The organism is Burkholderia sp. IDO3 (assembly GCF_003366075.1).
GTDB classification, from domain to species: domain Bacteria; phylum Pseudomonadota; class Gammaproteobacteria; order Burkholderiales; family Burkholderiaceae; genus Burkholderia; species Burkholderia anthina.
Genome location: NZ_CP028963.1, coordinates 1392363 through 1408812 on the forward strand (window position 1 = coordinate 1392363; position 16450 = coordinate 1408812).

Annotated in this window: 17 protein-coding genes and 2 tRNA genes; 12 read left to right on the forward strand and 7 right to left on the reverse strand. The window is 68.1% G+C overall.

The annotated features are described in order from the left end of the window. Nucleotides 1–7: 7 nt before the first annotated feature. From DCN14_RS21095 to DCN14_RS21125, 7 genes are read left to right on the forward strand one after another with little or no spacing between them, the layout of a single operon-like run. Nucleotides 8–682 carry an SRPBCC family protein gene (locus tag DCN14_RS21095; protein WP_096502722.1) on the forward strand — a complete coding sequence of 225 codons (675 nt, stop codon included), beginning with the start codon at nucleotides 8–10 and terminating at the stop codon, nucleotides 680–682. Nucleotides 683–709: 27 nt separating this feature from the next. After that, nucleotides 710–1603 (forward strand): MoxR family ATPase, encoded by an 894-nt coding sequence (locus tag DCN14_RS21100; protein WP_096502720.1) that lies wholly within the window; start codon nucleotides 710–712, stop codon nucleotides 1601–1603. Then, the gene (locus DCN14_RS21105; RefSeq protein WP_096502718.1) at nucleotides 1597–2793 is read left to right on the forward strand and encodes a VWA domain-containing protein; all 1197 of its coding nucleotides are present in this window, start codon (nucleotides 1597–1599) and stop codon (nucleotides 2791–2793) included. Before DCN14_RS21100 ends, DCN14_RS21105 begins: the two co-directional genes overlap by 7 nt. A 14-nt stretch (nucleotides 2794–2807) precedes the next feature. Then, nucleotides 2808–3908, forward strand: coding sequence for an XdhC family protein (locus DCN14_RS21110; RefSeq protein ID WP_096502716.1), 1101 nt, complete (start codon nucleotides 2808–2810; stop codon nucleotides 3906–3908). Beyond that, nucleotides 3905–4579 (forward strand): nucleotidyltransferase family protein, encoded by a 675-nt coding sequence (locus tag DCN14_RS21115; RefSeq protein WP_096502714.1) that lies wholly within the window; start codon nucleotides 3905–3907, stop codon nucleotides 4577–4579. Before DCN14_RS21110 ends, DCN14_RS21115 begins: the two co-directional genes overlap by 4 nt. Beyond that, entirely contained in the window at nucleotides 4576–5277 is a 702-nt protein-coding gene (locus DCN14_RS21120) for a hypothetical protein (RefSeq protein WP_096502712.1), read from the forward strand. The genes DCN14_RS21115 and DCN14_RS21120 overlap by 4 nt, the downstream gene beginning before the upstream one ends. Beyond that, the gene (locus DCN14_RS21125) at nucleotides 5249–6268 is read left to right on the forward strand and encodes an XdhC family protein (RefSeq protein ID WP_096502710.1); all 1020 of its coding nucleotides are present in this window, start codon (nucleotides 5249–5251) and stop codon (nucleotides 6266–6268) included. Before DCN14_RS21120 ends, DCN14_RS21125 begins: the two co-directional genes overlap by 29 nt. Before the next feature lie 527 nt (nucleotides 6269–6795). Here the strand turns inward: DCN14_RS21125 and DCN14_RS21130 are convergent. Next, nucleotides 6796–6872 (reverse strand) — tRNA-Pro (locus DCN14_RS21130). Nucleotides 6873–7032: 160 nt separating this feature from the next. Here DCN14_RS21130 and sixA point away from each other — a divergent pair. After that, nucleotides 7033–7494 carry a phosphohistidine phosphatase SixA gene (gene sixA, locus DCN14_RS21135; protein WP_096502708.1) on the forward strand — a complete coding sequence of 154 codons (462 nt, stop codon included), beginning with the start codon at nucleotides 7033–7035 and terminating at the stop codon, nucleotides 7492–7494. A 157-nt stretch (nucleotides 7495–7651) separates the two neighbouring features. Then, nucleotides 7652–8458: a GNAT family N-acyltransferase gene (locus DCN14_RS21140; RefSeq protein ID WP_096502706.1), complete on the forward strand. Its 807-nt coding sequence runs from the start codon at nucleotides 7652–7654 to the stop codon at nucleotides 8456–8458. Nucleotides 8459–8670: 212 nt separating this feature from the next. Here DCN14_RS21140 and DCN14_RS38455 read toward each other — a convergent pair whose 3' ends face one another. Further along, nucleotides 8671–8841, reverse strand: coding sequence for a hypothetical protein (locus tag DCN14_RS38455; protein WP_172441889.1), 171 nt, complete (start codon nucleotides 8839–8841; stop codon nucleotides 8671–8673). A gap of 135 nt (nucleotides 8842–8976) precedes the next feature. On the opposite strand from DCN14_RS38455, the gene DCN14_RS21145 reads away from it, so the two are divergent. Next, the gene (locus tag DCN14_RS21145; protein WP_096502966.1) at nucleotides 8977–9156 is read left to right on the forward strand and encodes a hypothetical protein; all 180 of its coding nucleotides are present in this window, start codon (nucleotides 8977–8979) and stop codon (nucleotides 9154–9156) included. A gap of 19 nt (nucleotides 9157–9175) precedes the next feature. Here the strand turns inward: DCN14_RS21145 and DCN14_RS21150 are convergent, their stop codons facing one another. The 5 genes from DCN14_RS21150 to DCN14_RS21170 form a co-directional block, all read right to left on the reverse strand. Next, entirely contained in the window at nucleotides 9176–10558 is a 1383-nt protein-coding gene (locus DCN14_RS21150; RefSeq protein ID WP_096502704.1) for an MATE family efflux transporter, read from the reverse strand. Between the two features lie 10 nt (nucleotides 10559–10568). Next, nucleotides 10569–10895, reverse strand: coding sequence for a DUF2288 domain-containing protein (locus tag DCN14_RS21155; protein ID WP_096502702.1), 327 nt, complete (start codon nucleotides 10893–10895; stop codon nucleotides 10569–10571). An 82-nt stretch (nucleotides 10896–10977) separates the two neighbouring features. Continuing rightward, a complete protein-coding gene (locus DCN14_RS21160) occupies nucleotides 10978–12597 on the reverse strand; it encodes an acyl-CoA synthetase (RefSeq protein ID WP_096502700.1) in 1620 nt (539 codons plus the stop codon). A gap of 366 nt (nucleotides 12598–12963) precedes the next feature. Then, nucleotides 12964–13656, reverse strand: coding sequence for a peptidoglycan DD-metalloendopeptidase family protein (locus DCN14_RS21165; protein WP_096502698.1), 693 nt, complete (start codon nucleotides 13654–13656; stop codon nucleotides 12964–12966). Between the two features lie 134 nt (nucleotides 13657–13790). Further along, nucleotides 13791–14702: an aldose epimerase gene (locus tag DCN14_RS21170; RefSeq protein WP_096502696.1), complete on the reverse strand. Its 912-nt coding sequence runs from the start codon at nucleotides 14700–14702 to the stop codon at nucleotides 13791–13793. Nucleotides 14703–15184: 482 nt separating this feature from the next. Between DCN14_RS21170 and DCN14_RS21175 the strand changes: the two genes are divergently transcribed. Together DCN14_RS21175 and DCN14_RS21180 are read left to right on the forward strand one after the other, a co-directional pair. After that, the gene (locus tag DCN14_RS21175; protein ID WP_096502694.1) at nucleotides 15185–16015 is read left to right on the forward strand and encodes an undecaprenyl-diphosphate phosphatase; all 831 of its coding nucleotides are present in this window, start codon (nucleotides 15185–15187) and stop codon (nucleotides 16013–16015) included. Nucleotides 16016–16192: 177 nt separating this feature from the next. Then, nucleotides 16193–16269 (forward strand) — tRNA-Arg (locus DCN14_RS21180). The last annotated feature ends 181 nt before the right edge of the window (nucleotides 16270–16450 follow it).

Sequence of the window (16450 nt, forward strand, 5' to 3'; positions counted from 1 at the left end):
GCAGACAGTGAAAGTCGTCATCGAGAAGGTGTTTCCGATCGCGTCGAGCGTCGACGCGACGTGGCAGTGTCTTCAGGATATCGAAGCAGTGGCAGGCTGCATGCCCGGCGCAAGAATCACCGAGCGGATCGACGCCGAACACTACAAGGGCACCGTCACGGTGCGCATCGGGCCGGCCGCGATGTCGTTCAAGGGGAGCGTCGACGTGCAGTCGCTCGACGCCGCGCAGCACACGCTGCACCTGACCGGCAAGGGCGCGGACTCGACGGGCACGTCGGGCGCGTCGATGGATCTCGTCGCGAGCGTGCAGGCGGCCGACTCGGGCTGCCAGCTGACCGGCCGCAGCGAGGTCGCGATGAACGGCAAGGCCGCGGCGTTCGGCGGGCGCATGATGCAGACCGTGGCCGATCAGATCCTCGGGCAGTTTGCCGGCAACTTCGCGGCGCTCGTCGTCGCGCGGAGCGGGCAGGCGGCGGATGCCGCGCCGGCGGAAGCGGCGGGCGACGCGCAGGCGGCGGATGCGCCGGGAATCGCTTCATCGGGCACTGCGCAGTCGCAGGCGCCGACGCCGGCTGCGGAGCCTGCCGCCGCGCCGCACGCGGCCGAGCTGAACGGCCTTGCGCTGCTCTGGGCCGTGTTGCGCGACTGGCTGCGCGGGCTGTTCTCGCGCAAGACCGCGTAGCGCGGCGCGTTGCCACGGGAGGCCGCGATGGTTGCCGAGCGCATGCGCGAGGTGCTCGATCTGCAGCAGCGACTCGAGCGTCACGGCTATATCGCCGAGCGCAGTCTCGCCGCGACGCTGCTGCTTGCCACCGGGATGCGGCGGCCGCTGCTGCTCGAAGGCGAGGCCGGCGTCGGCAAGACGGAGGTGGCGAAGGCGCTTGCGCGGTTGTCCGGGACGCGGCTGATCCGGCTGCAATGCTACGAAGGGCTCGACGTGCACGCCGCGCTGTACGAGTGGAATTATCAGCGCCAGTTGCTGGCGATCAAGCTGCTCGAACAGGACGCGCGGCCGATGCCGGACAAGGAGCAGGATATTTTCTCCGAACGCTATCTGCTGAAGCGTCCGCTGCTCGACGCGATCACGACGACGCCCGCCGCCGTGTTGCTGATCGACGAGATCGACCGCACCGACGAGGCGTTCGAGGCCTACCTGCTGGAGCTGCTGTCCGACTTCCAGATTTCGATTCCCGAACTCGGCGTCATTCACGCGATCGAGCGGCCGGTCGTGATCCTGACGTCGAACGGCACGCGCGAGATTTCCGACGCGTTGCGGCGGCGCTGCCTGTATCACTACGTCGATTATCCCGACTTCGAGAAGGAACTCGCGATCGTGCGCGCGCAGGCGCCGCAGACGCCGGCGCGGCTCGCGCAGCAGATCGTCGAGTTCGTGCAGGCCGTGCGGCAGATGGACCTGCGCAAGAAGCCCGGTATCGCGGAGACGCTCGACTGGGCGGCTGCGCTATTGCGGCTCGGCGTGAGCGCGTTCGACGCCGACGGCATCGAACGCATCATGGATTCGCTCGCCGCGCTCGTGAAGACGCGCGAGGATCGCGCGGGCCTGACGCGGCCCGTGATCGAACGGCTCGCCGCATCATGCTGACCGACGCTGCCTCCTCCAATGCCGCGACGCCGGACCTGGCCGACGCGCTGGCGGCGCGCTACGTCGGCTTTGCCGGCTGGCTGCGCGAGAACGGCTTTCACGTGACGGGCGCCGACATGGCGAACGCGCTGGAAGTCGCGCACTGCGTCGGCCAGCTCGACCGGCCGTTGCTGGGCTGGAGCCTGCGCGCGCTGCTGTGCTCGCGCGCCGACGAGTGGCGGCGTTTCGATGCGCTGTTCGACGCGTATTTCCTCGCGCCGAACCGCGATGCGCTCGTCGAGACGCGTGCGGGCGGCGCGGGCCCGATCGCGCTGGAGCGCGACGGGACGGCGCGCGACGCCGGCGACGGCATGCCGCTCGGGCTGGCGGGGAGCGGCGCCGACGACACGCACGACGACGGTGGCGCGGCCGAGCACGGCACGAGCCGCGACGCGTCGCTGCGGCACGCGGATTTCCGGCACCTGCACGACGCCGATGCGCTGTTCGCGATCGACCGGGCGATCCGCCGCTTCGTGATGCGGCTGCGCGGCATTCAGATCCGTCGCGAGCGCCGCGCGGCCGCCGGGCGGTTGCTCGACATGGCGCGCACGATCCGCCGCAGCGTGCCGCACGGCGGCGTGCCGTTCGAGCTCGCGTGGCGCCGCCGGCAGCGCGTGAAGCCGCGCATCGTGATGCTGCTCGACGTGAGCCGGTCGATGAGCCTCTACAGCTTCTTTTTCCTGCGCGTCGCGCGCGTGATCAGCGCGCGGCTGTCCGACGTGCATTGCTTCATTTTCCATACGCAGCTGGTCGGCATCGCACAGGCGTTGCGCGATGCCGATCCGTGGCGTTCGCAGGAGCGTCTGCAGATGCTGTCGCTCGGCTGGGCCGGCGGCACGCGCATCGGTGACAGCCTCGACGCGTTCAACCGGCAGTACGCGGCCGCGCTGCTGCATTCGCGCACCGCGGTCGTGATCGTCAGCGACGGCTACGACGCGGGCGAACCGGCACATCTGCAGCGTGCGCTGGCCGGCCTGCGGCGGCGTTGCCGCTGCGTCGTGTGGCTCAATCCGCTCGCCGACCGTCCGGGCTTCACGCCGAGCAGTGCGGGAATGACGGCGGCGCTGCCGTTCGTCGACCTGCTGGCCGGCGCGGCCGATCTCGACGGCCTCGAGCGCGTGCTGCCGCGCATCCTGTCGTTTCTTCAGTAAGCGTGAGGACTGCCATGAATGCCGCCGAACCCGCCACGCTCGATGCCGACGCGCTGCTGCAGCTCGAGCGACGGCTCGCCGACGCAGGCCGCCTGTTCGCGGTGGCGACCGTGGTTCGCGCGCTGCCGCCCACGTCGACGTGGGTCGGCGCGCAGGCGCTCGTCGAAGGCGACGGCACGCTGCACGGCTGGATCGGCGGCGGCTGCGCGCGCGGGATCGTGATCCAGGCCGCGCTCGACGCGATGCGCGTCGGGCAGCCGAAGCTCCTGCGCATCAGCAACACGGAGGTCGAGCCCGAGCCGGGCGTCGAGTTGCATGCGATGCCGTGCGCGAGCAACGGCACGCTCGAACTGTTCATCCAGCCGACGGTGCCGGCGCCCGTCGTGCTGATCCTCGGCGCGACACCGGCTGCGCTCGAGGCGTTCGTACTCGCCCGGCGGATGGGATTGCGCGCGTATCCGGCCGCGCGCACGCCGGATGTCTACGCCGCGCTCGACGCGCCGCGCGTGCTGCACGGGTTCGATGTGGCCGCGCTGAACGAACTCGATCCGCACCTGATCCTCGTCGCGACGCAGGGCGACGGCGACGAGGAGGCGCTCGAAGCCGCGCTGCGCACGTCGGCCGCCGGCGTGTTGCTGATCGCGAGCGCGCGCAAGGCCGGGCAGTTGAGCGCGGCGATGCGTGCGCGCGGCATCGCCGAGGAACGGCTCGCCGTGCTGCATGCGCCGGCCGGCCCGCGCATTCATGCGCGCACGCCGCAGGAGATCGCGCTCGGCGCGGTCGCGGGGCTGATCGATTTGCGGCATGCGCTGGAAGAGGCGAAGGCGTCGGGCGAGGGCGCGCAGGCCAGCCTGGGTGGCTTGGCGATCGCCGAAGCGGTGCCGGCGATGCCGCTGTGCGAATCGATGGCGTCGGTCGCGCCGCGCGCGCAGGGTACGCGCGGCGTCAATCCTGTCTGCGGGATGGAGATCGATTTCGCGTCCGCGCTATCCGTGGTCGAGCGCGACGGCGTGCGCATCCCGTTCTGCTGCGACGGCTGTCGGCAGGCGTTCGATCGCGAGCCGGAGCGGTATCTCGCGATTGCGCGCGGCGCGACGCAAAGGGAGGTCGTATGAACGCTGTTCAGGATCCGGGGCTGCCGGCGTTTTCGGCGGTGCTGCTGGCGGCCGGCACGTCGTCGCGGATGCAGGGCGCGCACAAGCTGCTGCTGCCGGTCGGCGGCGAGCCGGCGGTGCGCCGCACCGCGTGCGCGCTGCTGGCGGCCGGCCCGCAGGAACTCGTCGTCGTCACGGGCTTCAACGGGCGCGCGGTGATCGCGGCGCTCGACGGGCTGCCGGTTCGCTTTCAGCCCAATCCGCGCTACGCGGAAGGGCAGATGACGTCCGTCGCGATCGGCGTCGCGTCGCTGAGTGCGCCGTGCAGCGTCGTGATGATCTGCCTGGCCGATCAGGTGCTGCTCGATCCCGGCGACTATCGCGAGCTGGTCGATGCGTATCGCACGATGCCGCACGGCTCGATTCTCGTGCCCGAATGCGACGGGCAGCGCGGCAATCCGGTGCTGTTCGCGGCGAGCTATGCGACCGAGGTGAGCAGCGGACACATCAATCCGGGCTGCCGGAAGCTGATCGCCGAGCATCCGGACGAGGTATTCGTGTATCGCGCCGCGCACGACCGGTTCGTGCAGGACATGGATACGCCGGAGGACTATGCGCGGATCGTTGCGCGCGTGGAGGCCGATGCGAATGCCGAGGTGGAGGCCGATCCCGTGGCGGGAGCGCGGCGATGACGGGCGGGCAGCGTGCGCGCGGCGGGTGGCAAGCGGCGATCGTCGTGGCCGGGCCGGCGCTCGCGCAACTCGCGGTGGCGGCGCACGCGGCCGATGCGGGATGGATCGCGCTTGCGGCGGTCGCGACGCTGGCCGGCTGGCGTTTTCTCGCATACGTCGACGCAGCGACGTCCGGTGCGGCGGCGTCGCGCGCGCTGGCGGCCGGCACGCTCGGCATGCTGGCGGGATTCGCGTGGGATGCGCACGGCATGGGGCTGCCGCTGGCCGTGTCGCTGTGCGGCGCGACGCGCGACGTCGGCGCTGCGCTGTGGTCTCACGTGAATGGCTTGCCGGCGATGCATGTCGGCATGCTGGCCGGCGGCATCGCGACGATGCGCTTGCGCAGCGACGACGGCGTGTCCGGAGCGGTGCGTCCGGCCGTTGCGGCATGGCTGCGCGGTACCGGCTGCTGCGTTGCGATGCTGACTGGCATGAGCGCCGGTGCGCTCGCGGCCGGCCATCTCGCGAGCCTGCTTGCGGTGGCGGCGCATGCGGCGTCCGGGTCGCCGGTCGCGATGACCGGCGGCATGTTCGCGGGGATGACGTGGGGCATGGCGGGATGGGCGTGCATGCGGCGAGGCGGCAGGGCGTTGCGGCGCAGCGTCGCCGCCGTCGTTTCGGAGTATCGCGATGGACAGCACCGACCAGTCCGTCCTTAAATCGGCGATCGCGTGGTTGGCCGAGGGGCGCCGCGTCGCGCTCGCGACCGTCGTGCAGACCTGGGGCGCCGCGCCGCGTCCGCTCGGCGCGTGGGTCGCGATTCGCGACGACGGCGTGCTGGTCGGCTCGGTGTCCGGCGGCTGTGTCGAGGACGATCTGATCGAGCGCGTGCGCACGGACATCCTGGCGGCGCCGTTGCCGCAGAGCGTGCTGTACGGCGTGTCGCGCGAGGAAGCCGCGCGCTTCGGATTGCCGTGCGGCGGCACGCTGCGGCTCGTGATCGAGCCTTGGCCGGAGCTGGCCGTGCTGCGCGAACTGCTCGAGCGGATCGCGGCGCGCCGGCTCACCGCGCGCGTGCTCGACATGGGCACCGGGCGCTCGGTGCTGGCCAACGCACAGCGTGCCGACGCGCTTGCGTTCGACGGCGACACGATGCGTGCGATCCACGGCCCGCGCTGGCGGCTCGTGATCATCGGCGCGGGGCAGTTGTCGCAATACGTCGCGCAGATCGCGGTCGGCGCCGATTACGAGGTGATCGTCGTCGATCCGCGCGAGGAATTCCGCGCGACGTTCGGCGTGCCGGACGCGACGCTGTTGACCGGCATGCCCGACGACATGATCGTTGCGTTGCGGATCGATACGCATACGGCGATCGTGGGCCTGTCGCACGATCCGAAGCTCGACGACATGGCGCTGATGGAGGCGCTGAAGTCGCCGGCGTTCTATATCGGCGCGCTCGGCAGCCGGCTCAATACGCGCAAGCGCAAGGAGCGGCTGCTCGAGTTCGACCTGAGTCGCGAGCAGGTCGAACGCCTGCAAGGGCCGACGGGATTGTTTATTGGCTCGCGTACGCCGGCCGAAATGGCGATCTCGATCCTGGCTGAAGTCACGGCGGCGAAATATCAGGTGCCGATTCTGCAGCGGCGGGCGATTCCGGTGCCGGAGTTGATCGAGCGGGCGCGGGGGATCGATGCGTTGTCGGCGGGGTGAGTTTTTCGGGGTGACGTTGAATCGGAACGGGGCTGCGACCGGGGGCGGGAATCATGCCCGGGCTAGCTGGCCGTCGCCCCGATCATCGGGGCGTGAAGAGCGTAACGTGGGCGACCGATCCTTGGCTCGTCCCTGCGATAGCCTCGTCGCGATATAAGGCCGCACGGAGAGGTCTCCCCATAGCGTCGTTCATTCGTTCGGACTCGATCGTTGCCCGCTCTGATCCAGCGTTTGATTTTGTCATGTCCCATTCGGGAAGACGGTCAGGAGCCTGGTGTCGGTAGTGTTCGCGAAGGCGGCCTATCGTTTTATGTCTCCGGGTCTCGGCGACAACCCCGGCAGCAACTTCAGTCCTTTTGGAAAGTATGCTGAACGACTGCTGCACGAACCGTGTGGCGAGGGAGGATAAGCGCTCGACATGGATGCGCATTGATACATACGGCGCGAATCGGGTTACATGGTGGTTGCATGAACCCCAAATTGGAAAAGGGGTTACAAGCCAATGGCTTGTAACCCCTTGATTCCTTTGGTCGGAGCGATAGGATTCGAACCTACGACCCTCTGATCCCAAATCAGATGCGCTACCAGGCTGCGCTACGCTCCGACGAGCCAAAGATCATATCGTCTAATCGGTGACGGAGTCAATCACGTTATGCGTATGAGATATGCGTGACCCCAAACCGGCCACGATTGGCGACAATTTGCATGGCGATCGCCGGGCACGCGCGTGTGGCCGGATCGTCGCCAACGCATGGAGAGCAATCATGATGAACCTGATCCTGTGGCGTCACGCCGAAGCCGAAGACTACGCGGCAAGCGACCTCGCGCGCCAGTTGACCGCCCGCGGGCGCAAGGACGCACTGGCCATGGCCAAATGGCTGCGCGGCCGGCTCGAATCGAGCAGCATGATTCTCGCGAGCCCGGCGGCGCGCACGGTGCAGACGGTCGAGGCGCTGACCGACCAGTACCGCACGATCGATTCGCTCGCGCCGGGCGGCAGCGTCGACGACGTGCTCACGGCGGCCGGCTGGCCGGACGGCATTGCGCCGACGGTCGTGATCGTCGGCCATCAGCCGACGCTCGGCAGCGTCGCCGCGCAGCTGATCGCGGGCAGTGACGACAGCTGGAGCGTCAAAAAGGGCGGCATCGTGTGGCTTGCGAGCCGCACGCGCGACGGCAACCGTCAGGCGGTGCTGCGCGCGGTGTTGACCCCGGAGCTCGTGTAACAGGCCTGAAGGCAATCGTCATACGGTTTTGCAAGCTTTCTGCTAAAGTCAGTTTGGCGACACGTCATTGAAAGGACACGGTCGTGCCACAGAACGGTAACGGCCGATTACTACATTGCTGGCATGTCGTCCTCTTCCTTACGACCAGGAAAGCCTAATGCGAGAACTGCCGACGCCTACGCTCCCTTTTGCCTCGCTTCCCCTCGACACGACGCGGCGTCACTTGCCGCGCGCTGCTGAAACCGTCACATCCGAATACCGTCTGCGCGCCGCCTGGGCGCGTACCGAAGATGAACTGCGCGAGGCCCAGCGGCTGCGCTACAGCGTGTTCGCCGAAGAGATGGGCGCGCAGGTCAGCGGCCCGTCCGGTCTCGACGTGGATCCGTTCGACGCCTATTGCGACCACCTGCTGGTGCGCGATCTCGATACGCTGAAGGTCGTTGGCACGTACCGCGTGCTGCCGCCGCACCAGGCCGCGCGTGTCGGCCGTCTGTACGCGGAAGGCGAATTCGATCTGTCGCGCCTCACGCACCTGCGCGGCAAGATGGTCGAGGTCGGCCGCTCGTGCGTGCACAGCGACTACCGCAGCGGCGCCGTGATCATGGCGCTGTGGGGCGGCCTCGGCGCGTACATGATGCAGAACGGCTACGAGACGATGCTCGGCTGCGCGAGCGTGTCGATGGCCGACGGCGGCCACTACGCGGCGAACCTGTATCAATCGTTGTCGGCCGGTTCGCTGACGGCGCCGGAATACCGCGCGTTCCCGCATACGGCGCTGCCGGTCGACGAACTGCAGACGGGCACGGTCGTCGCGCCGCCGCCGCTGATCAAGGGTTATCTGCGCCTCGGTGCGAAGATTTGCGGCGCACCGGCCTGGGATCCCGACTTCAATTGCGCGGATTTCCTCACGCTGTTCCGCTTGTCGGACATCAACGCACGCTACGCCCGGCACTTCCTGGGCTGAGCATGCTCCGGATCGCGGCGCGCCCGTCATGGGCGCGCGCAAGCGTACGCCGTCGCCCGGCAATCCGCCAAGCGACGGCGTTCGTCCATTCGGACGACGCTACGGTATCGAACCCCGTTAATTCGGACGGTACGCCGCGTGCCAGCGCACCCGGGCGGGTGCGTTGGCAGTCAGGGCCGCGCATGCGGCGGCCCGTATGACGGCGCGGCTTGCTAGTGCTTGCGCCGCCAGTCGAGCAGGTGGTGTTCCGCCATCCAGTGATGGATCATCCCTTCGCCGCTATGGCTGCGCTTGTATTCGCGCGACTCGAAGTAGGACAGGGCGACAAGCACCATCAGACCGATGAACAGGCCGATCAGGCCAGCGATTTCTTCAGACGTCATGGCAGCCTCCTTTCAACGGCACAGCGCCATGCGTACATAGTAGAACATGTGCGGGACGACCTCTAACCCGGAATTCCGCTAGACTCGGCCCGGTTCTGGCGCGCGATGGGCGCGCCGTTTTCCGGAGCGCTTTCGATGACCCGTTTCATGCTGGCCGTGCTGGCCGCGTCCATTCTTGCCGGCTGCGGCAGCGATCCCCGTGATGCCCGTCGCGGTCATCCGCCGCAAGACCCGGCCGACTATCACGGTGTGCCGACCGACATGACGCCGCCGTCGATGCTCGGCGAGCCGGGTTCGGCGGCCCCCGCGAAATAACGGCCGGCCCGCGCGACCGTCACGCGCGGGCAACAGGCGCGTCGGCGCCGATCCGGCGTATCAGCTCGGGCAGGTAGCGTGCGAGCGTCGCGCCGCGCGCGACCATGAAGAGCAGCAATGCGAACCACAGCCCGTGATTGCCGAACGGGCCGACGGCGGCCAGCGTGGCGGCAATGAAGATCGTGAACGACGCGACCATCGCGCGCATCAGCGATTGCGTCTGCGTCGCGCCGATGAACACGCCGTCGAGCAGGAATCCCCACACGGACACGATCGGCGAGATCGCTGCCCACGGCAGATATTGCAGCGCGACCGCGCGGATCCCGGCCTGATCGGTCAGCTGCGCGATGATCCAGCCGCCGGCCGCCCAATAGACCAGCGCGAACAGCAGCGCGCCGAGCACGGACCACAGCAGCGTGACGCGCACGGCCTGCCGGAATGCGGCGCGATCACGCGCACCCGCGGCCGCGCCGACGAGCGCTTCGGCCGCGTGCGCGAAGCCGTCGAGCCCGTACGCCATGAAGGTCTGGAAATTCAGCAGCAGCGCGTTGGCCGCGAGCGTCGCGTCGCCCTGTTTCGCGCCGAGGTGGGCAAACCAGCCGAACGCGCCGAGCAGGCACAGCGTGCGCAGGAAGATGTCGCGATTGAGCACGATCAGTCGCTCGAGTGCCGCGCGATCGACCAGTTCACGCGCGGCGAGCGGCGCCAGCCCGCGCGGCCGCAGCCGCCACAGCATCCAGGCGCCGAGCGCGAAGCCGCACGCGTCCGCGGTGGCGGTCGCCGCGCCGATTCCGCTGATACCCCAGCCGAAGCCGTACACGTACAGCAGCACCGCGCCGATGTTCACCGCGTTGATGAAGACCTGTGCGACGAGCGCGAGCCGCACGCGCTGCGCGCCCAGCAGATAGCCGAGCACGACGTAGTTCGCGAGCGCGAACGGGGCGCTCCAGATGCGGGCGTGACCGTATGCGAGGGCCGTTGCGCGAACCGCGTCGCTGCCGCCCAGCGCGGTCAGCGCGAACGACAGCAGCGGCACTTGCAGCGCGAGCACGGCCGCGCCGAGCGCGAACGCGACGACCAGCGCGCGCAGCACGTTCAGGCGGATGCCGACGGCGTCGCCGGCGCCGTGCGCCTGCGCGACGAGGCCCGTCGTGCCCATGCGCAGGAAGCCGAAACCCCAGAACACGAAGTTGAAGAACAGCCCGCCGAGCGCGACGCCGCCGAGATACTGCGCGCCGTCGAGATGGCCGGCTACTGCCGTGTCGACCGCGCCGAGAATCGGCTGGGTCAGGTTCGCAAGGACGATCGGGAAGGCGAGCGCGAGGACGCGACGGTGCGAGACGGCAACGGATCCGGCAGCCGGCCCGGCGCCGGCCCCGTGCGGTAATGCGGATTCGGACATGGCGGACGCGTCAGGCGCGTTCCTGCACGCATACCCATGGCGACACGACGACCGCCCACAGTTCCGGATTGCGCGCCGCGTAGTCGGCGGCGGTTTCCGCCGGCATGCGTGCGACGAGGCCGGCGGACAGCCAGCGCGTGACCTGTTCCGAATCGTCGCCGGCAATCGCTTCCGCGACGCTGACGAGATCGAGGTCGCGCGCGACCGACAGCAGCTTGCCCTGCGCGAAGAAGCGTTCGAGATCGCACCAGTCGATCTTGGCGGTTTCGCCGAGGAGTTTGGCGTAGAGCGGGCTGTGCGACGCACCCGCGGCGGAATCGTGTTGGTGGGAGGACATCGGTTGTTCGTTGGAAAGACTGCGTGGCGCCACTATAAACCATCCGGCCGGGCGGCCGGATGCCCGCCCGGCCACGGGCTGCTCACGCATCGCGCAGCGCGCGGCGCACGATCTTGCCGGTCGCGGTCATCGGCAGGCCGTCGACGAACGCGATGGCGCGCGGGTACTCGTGCGCGGCCAGGCGCGTGCGCACGTGTGCCTGCAGCGCCTGGACCAGCGCATCGTCGCCGGCATGGCCGGGGTTCAGCACGACGAACGCCTTGACGATCTCGGTGCGCGTCGCATCGGGCACGCCGACCACGGCCGCCATTCGCACCGCGGGATGCGTGAGCAGGCAGTCCTCGATCGGCCCCGGGCCGATCCGGTAACCGGCGCTCGTGATCACGTCGTCGTCGCGGCCGACGAAGCGTATGAACCCGTCGGCGTCGATCGTGCCGGTGTCGCCCGTGAGCAGGTAGTCGCCCGCGAACTTGTCGCGCGTCGCGTCCGGATTGCGCCAGTACTCGAGGAACATCACCGGATCGGGGCGGCGCACCGCGATGCGCCCCTCGACGCCTGGCGGCAGCGGTGTGCCGTGTTCGTCGACGATCGCGACCGTGTGGCCGGGCACGGCCTTGCCGATCGCGCCGGGCTGCGCGTCGAACAGCGCCGCGCACGACGACAGCACCATGTTGCATTCGGTCTGCCCGTAGAACTCGTTGATCGTGACGCCCAGCGCCTCGCGTCCCCACGCCGTCAGCTCGGTGCCGAGCGATTCCCCGCCGCTCGCGACGGATTTCAGCGACAGCGCGTAGCGCTCGCGCGGCGCCGGCACCGCGCGCATCAGCTTCAGCGCGGTGGGCGGCAGGAAAGCATGGGTCACGCCATGCCGCGCCATCAGCGCGAACGCGGCCTCGCCGTCGAATTTCTCGAAGCGGCGCGCGAGCACGGGCACGCCGTGGTGCCACGACGGCAGCAACACGTCGAGCAGGCCGCCGATCCATGCCCAGTCGGCGGGCGTCCAGAACAGGCGCGCGTCGCGCGGGAAGCATTGCTGCGACATCTCGACGCCAGGCAGGTGACCCAGCAGCACGCGATGCGCGTGCAGTGCGCCTTTCGGCTTGCCGGTCGTTCCGGACGTGTAGATGATCACCGCCGGATCGTCCGCGGCGGTGTCCGCCGGCACGAAATCGGGCGATTCGGCGGCGAGTGCTGCGTCGTAGCGCAGCACGCCCGGCGTGTCGGGCGCATCGTCGCCGATGCAGTAGCACGTGTGCAGTGCCGGCAGTTGTGCGCGCAGCGGCGCGATCTTCGCGTAGCCGGCCGCGTCGGTGACGAGCGCGGCGGCTTCGCTGTTCGCCAGCCGGTATTCGAGTGCGTCGACGCCGAACAGCGTGAACAGCGGCACCGCGATCGCGCCGAGCTTGTACGCGGCGAGATGGGCGATGGCCGTCTCGGGGCCCTGCGCGAGGAAGATGCCGATCCGGTCGCTGCGTCGCAGGCCGGCCCGCGCGAAGCTGTTCGCGAGCCGGTTAGAAGCATTCCTCAGGTCGTCGAACGTGATGCGCGACACGTCGCCTTGCGCCGTTTCGTGGATCAGCGCGAGCCGTCCGCTGCCGTCGGCCCACTTGTCGCAGACGTCCACGCCGATGTTGTAGCGGGCCGGAACGTCCCAGGCGAAGCGGGAGAGCAGGTCTTCGTAGCGGTCGGCGGCGGGCAGCATCACATGTCTCCTCGGCATCGATCGTCGAATTGCGTCGATGAGTTACATCGGCATTTCACGCGATCGAAACCACAATGGCGTCTGATAGATAGGGAATGCTCGGGCTCGTGCGACGAGGTCGGTTCAGTGCACGATTCCGCGATGACGCATAAGATCACGACAAAACAGTAATGTGACCATGGATTTGCTTCTGATAGCTGCGGGGTTCAGCCTGTTCGGAATCGGTGCGCTGGTGGTGTTCGCCAGTCGCGTCGATCCGCTGTCCGGTCGTTTGACCGGACGTCTGCGCCGGCGCTGACACGACCTTTCCGACCTGTTGCGACGACGCGCGATGCGAGCCGGCACCGCATGCCGTCTGTCGCGCGTTCAGCGCGACGGCAGGTAGCGTGCCGGATCGATCGAACGGCCGCCGTAACGCAGTTCGAAGTGCAGCGCGACGCGTTCGCTGTCGCTGTTGCCCATCTCGGCGATCGTCTGCCCCTGCGTGACCGACTGGCCTTCCTTCACGAGCAGCGCGCGGTTGTGCGCGTACGCCGTCAGGTAGTCCGAGTTGTGCTTGAGGATGACCAGGTTGCCGTAGCCGCGCAAGCCGTTGCCCGCGTAGACGACTACGCCGGGTGCCGCGGCCATTACCGGCGTGCCCGCCGAATTCGCGATATCGATGCCCTTGGAGTTCGAGCCGTCGAAGCTGCGCACCACGTTGCCGGCGGCCGGCCAGATCAGCGCGATGCTCGTGGCTGGCTTGACCGCCGATTCGACCGGCGCGGAAGGTGCAGGGCGGTTGCGGCCCGCGCTGCCCGTGCCGGTGGTCGACGCGGTCGTCGTGCCGGGCGGGGGCGCGACGCGCAGCACCTGGCCGACCTCGATCGCGTCCGGGTTCGTGATCTGGTTCCAGCGCACGATGTTCTGCGTCGACGTGCGGTTCGCGCGCGCGATCTTGTACAGCGTGTCGCCGCGTTCGACGCGGTAGAACCCCGGGCCGACGGGGGCGGAGCCGCACGCGACGAGCAGTGCGGCGCAGGCGGCCGCGAAGAGCCGCTTCGTTGTTGTTCCGAACATTGAACCTCGCAAAAACCCTGCCGCGCGCGACGCGGCAGGCAACACAAAACGTCCGATTTTAACGGGTTCGACCCGCGCACCGCAGTTTCGGGCCGCGGGCGGCGCCGTCGCGCACCGGTCAGGTGCGCGCGATGTCAGTCGGCGAGCGGCAGCACGCGAATGCGCAAGGCGGCCGTTTCGGACGTGCCCGGTGCCAGCATGCGCAGCCCGAGGCCGTTGTGGATCGCGTCCGGCAGGCCGAGCCACGGCTCGACGCAGTAGAAGTCCGATTCCGGCTTTTCCGTCCAGCTCGTGACCGCGTACCACGGGATCGAGCCCGGCACGTCGAGCGCGATTTCGATCGTGCGGCGGCGGCCCGGCATCACGATGCGTACCGGCGTGGACGACGCGCCGTCGAGGCAATGGAAGCGATCGAGGATGTCCGGATCGCCGAGGCTGTACGAGGCAGCGCCGGGCTCGGGGGGGCTGATCGAGCCGTCTGCTTGCTGCAAGCGGCGGTGCGTCGGCGGCAACTCGAGCGTGGTTTCGTCGCGTTCGCCGTGCGGCAGCGCGAAATAGAAGTGGTGGCCCGCGTAGTACGGCAGCGGCGTGTCGCCGCGGTTGGTCGTCGTGAGCGCGACGTCGAGCGTATGGGCGTCGGCGAGCCGGTAGGTCGCTTCGAAGCGAAAATCGAACGGATAGCTTGCGTGCAGCGCTTCGTCCGCATCAAGCGTCATCGACAGCGCGGTGCCGTCGGCTGATGGGTGTGCCGCGAACGGCAGGTCGCGCGCGAAGCCGTGCATCGGCAGGTCGCGGATCACGCCGGCTGCATCGCGCCAGCGGCCGAGTTCGCCGTCGACGCGGTGGCGGCCGAGGAACGGGAACAGCAGCGGGTTGCCGCCGCGCACGCGCGCGAGGTTGCTCCAGTCGGCGGTTTCCGGCCAGAAGATGACCGGTTCGTCGTCGACGTGCCACGACAGCAGGCGGCCGCCGAATTGCGGGGCGACCCGAACGAGCGACGGGCCGGCGTGAAGTTCATGAATGTCGTGCTGCTGGAAGATCGGCATGGCGAATCGGTATGAACGGGTGAGCGGGGTGCGCAACGGCGCGCTTCATTATCGGTCGCGAGGCGGTCGGGGAAAACCCTTCTCGGGAAATCGCGAGTTTTTCAGATTGCCAACGGTCTGGATAATGCCTGTAAACCGGTGATGTTGCCGGGTCATGACACTTCTGGAGGGGCCATGGATCTGGCAATGGCAATGGGAATCGCACTGTTCGGCATGTTCACCGGCAGCACGGTACTATTTTTCTACCAGCTAGGCCGCTGACGGCAAGTTGTTCCGGTTTCGCAAGGCCCGCCATGCAAATGGCGGGCTTTTTGCTTTCTGCGCACTTACAAATTGCAAGTGTTTGTGTGCATTGCCGCAATATCCGGCCAAATGCCTTGGCGCGGTAATCCCGGCTCGGCATAATCGGGGCGCATTTTTTCGGACGCGCACCGCGTCGTCCGCTTTTCTTCCCGATTGATCACTACTAAGAGGATCGACGCGTGAGTCTCTGGTTTCTGGTATTCCTGAGCGTCCTGCAGGGCGTCACCGAACTGTTCCCCGTCAGCAGCCTCGGTCACACGCTGCTCGTGCCGGCGCTGTTCGGCATGCACATCGACAAGCACGCGCCGCAGTTGCTGCCGTTCCTTGTTGCGCTGCACCTGGGCACCGCGCTCGCGCTGCTGTGGTATTTCCGTGCGCGCTGGATCGCGCTGATCAGCGGTTTCTTCGCGCAGCTCGGCGGTCGCAAGAATGACGACGGGCACCTGATGTGGGCGCTGATCATCGGCACGATTCCGACCGGGATCGTCGGTCTGCTGCTCGAGAAGCGCATCGAGCGCGTGTTCCACGACCTGCGCATCGTCGCGATCGCGCTGATCGTGAACGGCGTGCTGCTGTGGATCGGCGACCGCATCCAGCGCAGCCGTGCGCATCAGCCGCCCGAGAAGATGACGTTCAAGCAGGCGTTCTTCGTGGGTCTCGCGCAGGTTGGCGCGCTGATTCCGGGGTTCTCGCGCAGCGGGCTGACGATGATCGCCGGCAATGCGGCGGGGCTGACGGCCGAGAAGGCCGCGGAGTTTTCGTTCCTGCTCGGCACGCCGATCATTTTCGCGGCGGGCGTGCTCGAACTGCCGAAGCTGTTCCATGCGCAGGGCCAGCTCGCGGACGCGCTGCTCGGCGGCGTGCTGACGGCGATCGCCGCTTATCTGAGCGTGCGGTTCCTGATGCGCTATTTCGAAGGGCGCGGGCGACTGGCGTCGTTCGGCGTGTATTGCGTGATCGCCGGGGTGTTCTGTCTCGGGTGGTTCATGCTGCATGCGCAGCCGGTTTGACGGTGCAGCGCCGCTCGCGCGTGATATGGCGCGCTGATCGGGTATAATTTCGGGCTCGGCGTCATGCCGGGCCCGTTTCGTTTCGGGGCTTCGCACCGGTAGTGGTTGTGGTGGTGTTCGAAGAAGCCTTGTGCGGCAAATGCGGTCCGGATTGTGTGCCGTGTCTTTTTTCCTCGACCGCCCTTAGCTCAGTTGGATAGAGCAACGGCCTTCTAAGCCGTAGGTCACACGTTCGAATCGTGTAGGGCGGGCCATTCCGAGTACTTCAAGACGTTCCGGGGTTACGCCGGGGTTACGGTCGATTGTGACCCTAGCCCACAAAACTGACCCATTTGGAAGTGGAAAATTCCGGCATGACGTTGTCATCGCGCTGCCATGCCGCGCTGTGCGGACGAAATTCGCGGGGGGCGCTCGACGCTGTGGACCGGCCTGCTT

Excerpts from the sequence above, each read along its gene's own strand:
- DCN14_RS21100 (WP_096502720.1), top strand. The coding sequence starts at position 710 with ATGGTTGCCGAGCGCATGCGCGAGGTGCTCGATCTGCAGCAGCGACTC.
- DCN14_RS21105 (WP_096502718.1), top strand. The coding sequence starts at position 1,597 with ATGCTGACCGACGCTGCCTCCTCCAATGCCGCGACGCCGGACCTGGCC.
- DCN14_RS21110 (WP_096502716.1), top strand. The coding sequence starts at position 2,808 with ATGAATGCCGCCGAACCCGCCACGCTCGATGCCGACGCGCTGCTGCAG.
- DCN14_RS21115 (WP_096502714.1), top strand. The coding sequence starts at position 3,905 with ATGAACGCTGTTCAGGATCCGGGGCTGCCGGCGTTTTCGGCGGTGCTG.
- DCN14_RS21120 (WP_096502712.1), top strand. The coding sequence starts at position 4,576 with ATGACGGGCGGGCAGCGTGCGCGCGGCGGGTGGCAAGCGGCGATCGTC.
- DCN14_RS21125 (WP_096502710.1), top strand. The coding sequence starts at position 5,249 with ATGGACAGCACCGACCAGTCCGTCCTTAAATCGGCGATCGCGTGGTTG.
- sixA (WP_096502708.1), top strand. The coding sequence starts at position 7,033 with ATGATGAACCTGATCCTGTGGCGTCACGCCGAAGCCGAAGACTACGCG.
- DCN14_RS21140 (WP_096502706.1), top strand. The coding sequence starts at position 7,652 with ATGCGAGAACTGCCGACGCCTACGCTCCCTTTTGCCTCGCTTCCCCTC.
- DCN14_RS38455 (WP_172441889.1), bottom strand. The coding sequence starts at position 8,841 with ATGACGTCTGAAGAAATCGCTGGCCTGATCGGCCTGTTCATCGGTCTG.
- DCN14_RS21145 (WP_096502966.1), top strand. The coding sequence starts at position 8,977 with ATGACCCGTTTCATGCTGGCCGTGCTGGCCGCGTCCATTCTTGCCGGC.
- DCN14_RS21150 (WP_096502704.1), bottom strand. The coding sequence starts at position 10,558 with ATGTCCGAATCCGCATTACCGCACGGGGCCGGCGCCGGGCCGGCTGCC.
- DCN14_RS21155 (WP_096502702.1), bottom strand. The coding sequence starts at position 10,895 with ATGTCCTCCCACCAACACGATTCCGCCGCGGGTGCGTCGCACAGCCCG.
- DCN14_RS21160 (WP_096502700.1), bottom strand. The coding sequence starts at position 12,597 with ATGCTGCCCGCCGCCGACCGCTACGAAGACCTGCTCTCCCGCTTCGCC.
- DCN14_RS21165 (WP_096502698.1), bottom strand. The coding sequence starts at position 13,656 with ATGTTCGGAACAACAACGAAGCGGCTCTTCGCGGCCGCCTGCGCCGCA.
- DCN14_RS21170 (WP_096502696.1), bottom strand. The coding sequence starts at position 14,702 with ATGCCGATCTTCCAGCAGCACGACATTCATGAACTTCACGCCGGCCCG.